This window comes from Candidatus Propionivibrio aalborgensis (genome assembly GCF_900089945.1).
GTDB classification, from domain to species: domain Bacteria; phylum Pseudomonadota; class Gammaproteobacteria; order Burkholderiales; family Rhodocyclaceae; genus Propionivibrio; species Propionivibrio aalborgensis.
The window spans coordinates 20,925-27,393 of record NZ_FLQY01000379.1 but is presented as its reverse complement, the minus strand read 5'-3'; the positions used below and the strand labels follow the sequence as shown (position 1 = coordinate 27,393).

Here is a 6,469-nt window from a genome sequence, read left to right as displayed (position 1 = left end):
CGGCGCGTCAATGTGCCGGTTTTTGTCGGTCGCGATCGCGTGGCTGCGGGTCAGGCTTTGCTGGACAATCATCCGGAGTGCAATGTCATCGTTTCAGATGACGGCCTGCAGCACTACCGCTTGCAGCGCGCTGTCGAAATCGCCGTATTTGACGGACGCGGTGCGGGGAATGCCCGGTTGTTGCCGGCGGGACCGCTTCGAGAGCCTTTGCAACGTTTGGCGGCGGTATCGGCGGTGGTGCGGAGCGCGACCCCACTGGCACAGAAGGAGGACGCCACGCGCGGCGTTCCTCATTTTGAGATGCGCTTGGTGGGGCAACGCTTCTACTTGCTGACGGACGCGCAGCACAGCTGTTCCGCTGACGATCTGCAGGGCAAACGGCTGTACGCGATGGCCGGTATTGGCGATCCTTCCCGTTTCTTTAGACAGCTTGAGGCTTTGGGCCTTGAGTTTGAGGCACGTCCATTCCCTGATCATCACATATACCGTGCTGCCGATCTTGCCTTTGCGCACGATGGAGTAGTGCTGATGACCGAGAAAGATGCGGTAAAATGCGCCGCGTTGGTTGCAGGTGTGGCTTGGGTTCTGCCGGTAGAGGCGCAAGTCATTTCAGCATCCGCTGACCATTCCTTGCTTGACATTATTCTGGAGAAAATCGATGGACGCGCGCTTGCTTGATATCCTCGTCTGCCCGATTTGCAAGGCGAATCTCGAGTACCACAAGGCGGAGGCGGAGCTGATCTGCAAGCCATGCAAACTGGCTTTCCCGGTGCGCGATGACATCCCGGTGATGCTTGAAGAAGAGGCGCGTCACCTTGACGCACAGGAAACCTGAATTTCAGGTGGCGGCATGAAATTCAAGGTTGTCATTCCTGCCCGTTACGCATCGACCCGCCTGCCAGCCAAGCCCCTGCTTGATCTCGGTGGCAAGCCCATGGTCGCCAGGGTGGCCGAGCGTGCGGTCCTTTCAGGTGCCGAAGAAGTCTGGGTCGCGACCGATCACGCCGATATACAGGAGGCCGCTGCTCGGCATGGCCTGTCGGTGATGCTTACCGATGCAAATCATCCGACCGGGACCGATCGTCTGGCTGAGGTCGTTGCGCAGCGCGGCTGGGACGACGAAACCATCGTGGTCAATGTTCAAGGCGACGAGCCATTGATTGATCCAGAGCTGGTTGCTCAGGTGGCGAGCCAACTGGCTTCGAGCGGAGCGGATATCGCTACCTTGGCGCATCCGATCACGCTCGCTGCCGATTTCCTAAATCCGAACGTGGTCAAAGTGGTGTGCAAGGCGAACGACGATGCATTGTACTTTTCCCGCGCTCCGATTCCTTACCCGCGCGATCACTTTGCGGGCGATGCCGGAAATGACACCTTGCCTTCCGGGATTCCTGCGTATCGGCATATCGGCTTGTATGCCTATCGCGCCCGTTTTTTGCGGGCGTTTTCACGTTTGAAGGCTTCACCGCTTGAGGAATTCGAGGCGCTGGAACAGCTACGCGCCCTCTGGCACGGGTTCCGTATCAATGTACTGATTACCAATCATCAGCCATTGCCGGGAGTCGATACGCGGGAAGACGCGGTTCGAATGCAGGAATGCTTTCGCAAGATGTGAAAACGTTTGACCGACAGGCCAATTGAAGGTACTTTTCAGTACCATTTTTGAAGACGTTGGCAAGTCACCATGTTGAGCTGGTGGTATACTAAATCGTTTAGTTCGATTCTCTCCGAGGAAGCAGGGCAATGAGACTAATCTTGCTGGGTGCGCCAGCCGCCGGTAAAGGCACACAGGCACAATTCATCTGTGAAAAATTCGGCATTCCTCAGATTTCAACCGGCGATATGCTGCGTGCCGCGATAAAGGCCGGTACTGCCCTCGGAATTGAGGCGCGCAAGGTCATGGATGCGGGTGGTTTGGTGTCCGACGACATCATCATCGGGCTGGTCAAGGAGAGGCTCAAGCAGGCGGACTGCGCAGCGGGCTATCTGTTTGACGGATTCCCGCGAACGATTCCGCAGGCGGAGGCCTTGCGGTCTGCCGGTACGGCTCTGGATTTCGTGCTGGAAATCGACGTGGCCGATTCGGAAATCATCGAACGGATGAGCGGTCGCCGGGTTCATCTGGCATCGGGAAGAACATACCATGTCAAACACAATCCGCCAAAGATCGAGGGGCAGGACGATGTCACGGGTGAAGCGCTGATTCAACGTGACGATGATCGCGAAGAAACCGTCAAGAAGCGTCTGCAGGTTTATCATTCGCAAACACAGCCATTGATCGAGTATTACAGCAAGTGGTTTGCCACGGGCGATGTCAAGGCGCCCAAATGCCGCAAAGTTGCCGGCGTTGGCAGTATCGAGCAGATCAAGCAGGCTGCGTTTGCAGCATTGAAATAGTTTCGTCGTCGAAAATCCGCAGATCGGGATATTCGAAGGGTTCAAAATTTGGTTGCGGTATAGCAAGCAATACCTCCCACAAGAGGAGGCGTGAACAGGTTTAAAGCAGATCGTTGAGCAATCCGGTGCCCAAGGAGTTTCCCGACGGGCCAGAGTAAACTTGATAGGGGGTATTCATGTCGGCAGGTCTCGTATTTGCGCTGGTATGCGCGGTGGTCGCGGTGCTATATGGTGCGGTGATGACCAAGTGGATTCTTTCGTTGCCGGCAGGCAATGATCGTATGCAGGAAATCGCCAGGGCGATTCAGGTTGGCGCATCGGCCTACCTGAACAAGCAATACACGACGATAGGCGTCGTCGGTGCTGTTCTTGCTATCCTGATCGCAATATTTCTGGGCAAGCTGATGGCTGTTGGTTTTGTCATCGGTGCCGTGCTCTCGGGTGCCACCGGCTTCATTGGCATGAACGTGTCGGTGCGAGCCAATGTGCGAACCGCCGAGGCGGCGCGTAGCGGTGTTGCTGCCGCACTTGATGTGGCCTTCAAGGGTGGGGCAATCACGGGTATGCTGGTTGTCGGCCTCGGGCTGCTCGGTGTGGCGGGCTACTATGCGTACTTGCGCGGGGGCGGTGCCGATTTTCAGCATGCAGTCGAGCCGCTGGTGGGGCTGGCTTTCGGCGGATCGCTGATTTCCATCTTTGCCCGACTGGGCGGAGGCATATTCACCAAGGGCGCTGACGTAGGCGCCGATCTGGTTGGCAAGGTCGAAGCAGGCATCCCCGAAGACGACCCGCGCAACCCGGCGGTGATTGCCGATAACGTTGGCGACAACGTTGGCGATTGTGCCGGTATGGCTGCCGACCTTTTCGAAACCTACGCCGTTACGGTGGTGGCTACGATGGTGCTTGGCGCGATGATGCTCAAGGGTGTGGCCAATGCCAACGACAACCTGATTATTTACCCTTTGGTTCTGGGTGGTGTTTCGATCATTGCTTCGATCATCGGTTGTTTCTTCGTCAAGGCCAATGATGGCGGCAAGATCATGAATGCTCTCTATCGTGGTCTCGCGGTGGCTGGTATTTTGGCGTTGCTTGCTTTCTACCCGGTAACAAGCTGGATGCTGGGCGACGGGATCATGCTTGCTGACGGTAAATTGGTCAGCTCGTTCAGCATATTCTGTGCGGCGACGGTTGGCCTGGTGCTGACGGGTTTGCTGGTGTGGATTACCGAGTACTACACGGGAACCGATTTCTCGCCAGTACAACATGTGGCAGAAGCTTCGACGACCGGACACGGCACCAACATCATCGCTGGTTTGGGCGTCTCGATGAAGGCAACCGCGCTGCCGGTACTCTCCGTCTGTCTGGCGATCTACGTTACCTATGCATTGGCAGGGCTGTATGGCATTTCCATCGCCGCGACCTCAATGCTGTCGATGACCGGAATCATCGTCGCGCTCGATGCCTACGGGCCGATTACGGATAATGCAGGCGGTATCGCCGAAATGTCCGGGTTGCCGCAGGAAGTGCGTGACGTGACCGATCCGCTTGATGCCGTGGGCAATACCACCAAGGCAGTAACCAAGGGTTACGCCATTGGCTCGGCGGGCCTGGCTGCGCTGGTGCTGTTTGCCGACTACACGCACGCGCTTGAGTCCAAGATGGGTGGTGTTGTCATGTCTTTTGACCTTTCCGATCACATGGTGATCATCGGCCTGTTTCTCGGCGGGCTGATTCCGTATCTGTTCAGCGCCATGGCGATGGAGGCTGTCGGGCGCGCCGCGGGTTCGGTGGTCATCGAAGTGCGCCGGCAATTCAAGGAGCTTCCGGGAATCATGGACGGAACGGACAAGCCGGATTACTCCCGGGCGGTCGGTATGCTGACCACGGCGGCGATCAAGGAAATGATCGTTCCGTCGCTCCTGCCTGTGCTGGTGCCGGTGGTTGTTGGTCTGCTGCTGGGGCCTAAGGCGCTCGGCGGATTGTTGATGGGAACAATCATTACCGGTCTGTTTGTCGCTATTTCCATGACGACCGGCGGAGGAGCCTGGGATAACGCCAAGAAGTACATTGAAGACGGTCACTTCGGTGGCAAAGGCTCTGAAGCCCACAAAGCCTCGGTGACCGGCGATACCGTTGGCGACCCCTACAAGGACACGGCTGGACCGGCCGTGAATCCGCTGATCAAAATCATCAATATCGTTGCGCTGATGATCGTGCCGATTCTTCCTGTAGTGGCCTGATTCCAGGTAGTCAAAGCAATGAAAAGGGGCAGCTTACGCTGCCCCTTTTCTTTTCATCGTCGATCAGATCGTGTCGATCTTGTTCTCGTTGCGCCTGACACCTTCGATAAGTTGCAGGTCATTGTCCTGCGCAAAGTTGAGGATGAAGCGGTATGCCATGGGCTCGATCTCGTAGAACCGACCATCCACGAAAACCGCTTTTTCGGCCTTGTACTGGCCGGGGCTGACATAAGGCGAGTATTTCATTTTCTTTTCGGCACCAAATGCCGATAGAACGCCGCACAGCCTCTCCGCCCAGTCACTGGGGCGGAAACGAGTGCCATCACCGGTTATTCCGACAATGATGAATGGGGTATTGGAGGAAAATCGCATCTTTTGGTCGCAAAAAACAGTTTCTTAGTGTTGAAATCTTGCTTGTCTTGTGAACGCGCGGATTCTATCAGAAAGTCGCACTATCGCCGATGCCCGGCTTCGGATCGGCCCGAAAACAGCCATTTCGACCTATTGGTCATACGAAAATAATGGACACTTGCCTTGTATTCGTATAATTTACTGCATATAGTCGTCACATCTATTTGATATAGAGGTACTTTATGCAGCTATCGCCTACAGCTAAATATGGTTTCCGTATCCGCACCCGCAGCGGAGCGGTTGTCGACAATCTGTTGATATTTGGCAAGGACGCACCGGATGCCGAGCGCAAGTTGCGCCAGATCTATCTTGGCTGCGAGATCCTCGAAGCGAAGCGATTGCTCGTTCAGATGCCGCGTGTTGGCATGGTGAATTTCGAAGATGTTGTCGATCTCATATCGGGACCGGCTTCCGTCGAGACAAGCAAATAGCGGTTCCTGCCCGAAACTCTCCTCAAAGGAGACCTTGTTGTCGAAGCTCCCCGTAGAGGGCCGTGTAGTCTTTGGCGCCAACGCTGGAAGCATTGTGGCTGAAAACATCCCGGTTCATTGAGGGGCTTTCTGCAATTGCCACATTCTCCGAAATAACGGTTCTGCATACTTCTTCACCATAACGCTCGAGCAATTGCGTCTGCACGTCCTTGCTCATTCTGCGCCGGCGATCATACCTTGTCAGAAGATAGCGGCGCTCGACGCGTCGCTTGAGTACCGGTTCGAGAATGGCCAGTGTTCGAGTCATTTGGTCTGCTGCCAGCAAGGACAGGTAATCGGTTGAAATCGGGATGAGCAATGCATCGCACGCAAAAATGGCATTGAGCGCCAAAACGCCGACATAAGGGCAACAATCGATAAGCGAGTTCTGCGCTGCGTTTCCCGGTATCGACTCATCCATGGCATCAAGGGCAAGGCGCAATTTGTTCAGAACTGCCGGGCCTTTGCCAAAAATCGAGTCGACCTTGATCAATTGTTGATGGGACGGAACGATCCTGCCAAGGCCTTCCCACGGAACGGCCAGTTCATCAAGCGCATGCAAGCCTTGATAAAACCCGAAGAGGCTGCGTGCTGAATCCCGTGGTATGGATCCGTGGATGTGCGAAAGGTGGCACTGTGGGTCAAGGTCAAGCAACAATGGCTGCCCACCGTCACGGGCAACGGCGGCCGCGAGGTTTAGCGTCGTTGTTGTCTTGCCGACGCCACCTTTCTGGTTGAAAACAGCGATGCGCATAACGCATTGTAGCGCGCTATCTGCATCCTGATCGCTTTTCGAGCTTATATACAAGCCACTGTTTTTCCCTTAGAATTCCACCCCTTGCAATATCGGCAGGCAGTTCTCGCGAACGAGTACGAGCAGGTACCGGTTCAGTGCTGATGCGTGATGATGCGTGACTCTCCGGCGGCGCCAGCCGCCGTTTCAGTTTCAGA

General features: G+C 55.7%; 8 protein-coding genes. 6 read left to right on the top strand and 2 right to left on the bottom strand.

Annotation, left to right across the window (positions count from 1 at the left end; all coding sequences use genetic code 11):
- The 5 genes from lpxK to PROAA_RS16685 form a co-directional block, all read left to right on the top strand.
- Positions 1–678 (top strand): tetraacyldisaccharide 4'-kinase (gene lpxK / locus PROAA_RS16705; protein WP_186412432.1); only part of this gene is annotated, 678 nt, incomplete at its 5' end.
- Positions 659–835, top strand: a complete 177-nt coding sequence (locus tag PROAA_RS16700) for a Trm112 family protein (RefSeq protein WP_186412431.1) — start codon at positions 659–661, stop codon at positions 833–835. The genes lpxK and PROAA_RS16700, both read left to right, overlap by 20 nt.
- Before the next feature lie 15 nt (positions 836–850).
- Complete coding sequence (kdsB, locus tag PROAA_RS16695; RefSeq protein WP_186412430.1) at positions 851–1,615, top strand: 3-deoxy-manno-octulosonate cytidylyltransferase; 765 nt, start codon at positions 851–853, stop codon at positions 1,613–1,615.
- 128 nt (positions 1,616–1,743) lie between these two features.
- Positions 1,744–2,397 carry an adenylate kinase gene (gene adk / locus PROAA_RS16690; protein WP_186412429.1) on the top strand — a complete coding sequence of 218 codons (654 nt, stop codon included), beginning with the start codon at positions 1,744–1,746 and terminating at the stop codon, positions 2,395–2,397.
- Positions 2,398–2,573: 176 nt separating this feature from the next.
- Positions 2,574–4,637, top strand: coding sequence for a sodium-translocating pyrophosphatase (locus PROAA_RS16685; protein ID WP_186412428.1), 2,064 nt, complete (start codon positions 2,574–2,576; stop codon positions 4,635–4,637).
- Positions 4,638–4,700: 63 nt separating this feature from the next.
- Here the strand turns inward: PROAA_RS16685 and PROAA_RS16680 are convergent, their stop codons facing one another.
- The gene (locus tag PROAA_RS16680; RefSeq protein ID WP_186412427.1) at positions 4,701–5,009 is read right to left on the bottom strand and encodes a DUF3579 domain-containing protein; all 309 of its coding nucleotides are present in this window, start codon (positions 5,007–5,009) and stop codon (positions 4,701–4,703) included.
- A 221-nt stretch (positions 5,010–5,230) separates the two neighbouring features.
- Here PROAA_RS16680 and PROAA_RS16675 point away from each other — a divergent pair, with 221 nt between their 5' ends.
- A complete protein-coding gene (locus PROAA_RS16675) occupies positions 5,231–5,479 on the top strand; it encodes a hypothetical protein (RefSeq protein ID WP_186412426.1) in 249 nt (82 codons plus the stop codon).
- A gap of 22 nt (positions 5,480–5,501) precedes the next feature.
- Here the strand turns inward: PROAA_RS16675 and PROAA_RS16670 are convergent, their stop codons facing one another.
- Positions 5,502–6,272, bottom strand: a complete 771-nt coding sequence (locus PROAA_RS16670) for a ParA family protein (protein ID WP_186412425.1) — start codon at positions 6,270–6,272, stop codon at positions 5,502–5,504.
- Positions 6,273–6,469: the final 197 nt, after the last annotated feature.

Excerpts from the sequence above, each read along its gene's own strand:
- kdsB (WP_186412430.1), top strand. The coding sequence starts at position 851 with ATGAAATTCAAGGTTGTCATTCCTGCCCGTTACGCATCGACCCGCCTG.
- PROAA_RS16675 (WP_186412426.1), top strand. The coding sequence starts at position 5,231 with ATGCAGCTATCGCCTACAGCTAAATATGGTTTCCGTATCCGCACCCGC.
- PROAA_RS16670 (WP_186412425.1), bottom strand. The coding sequence starts at position 6,272 with ATGCGCATCGCTGTTTTCAACCAGAAAGGTGGCGTCGGCAAGACAACA.
- PROAA_RS16680 (WP_186412427.1), bottom strand. The coding sequence starts at position 5,009 with ATGCGATTTTCCTCCAATACCCCATTCATCATTGTCGGAATAACCGGT.
- adk (WP_186412429.1), top strand. The coding sequence starts at position 1,744 with ATGAGACTAATCTTGCTGGGTGCGCCAGCCGCCGGTAAAGGCACACAG.
- PROAA_RS16700 (WP_186412431.1), top strand. The coding sequence starts at position 659 with ATGGACGCGCGCTTGCTTGATATCCTCGTCTGCCCGATTTGCAAGGCG.
- PROAA_RS16685 (WP_186412428.1), top strand. The coding sequence starts at position 2,574 with ATGTCGGCAGGTCTCGTATTTGCGCTGGTATGCGCGGTGGTCGCGGTG.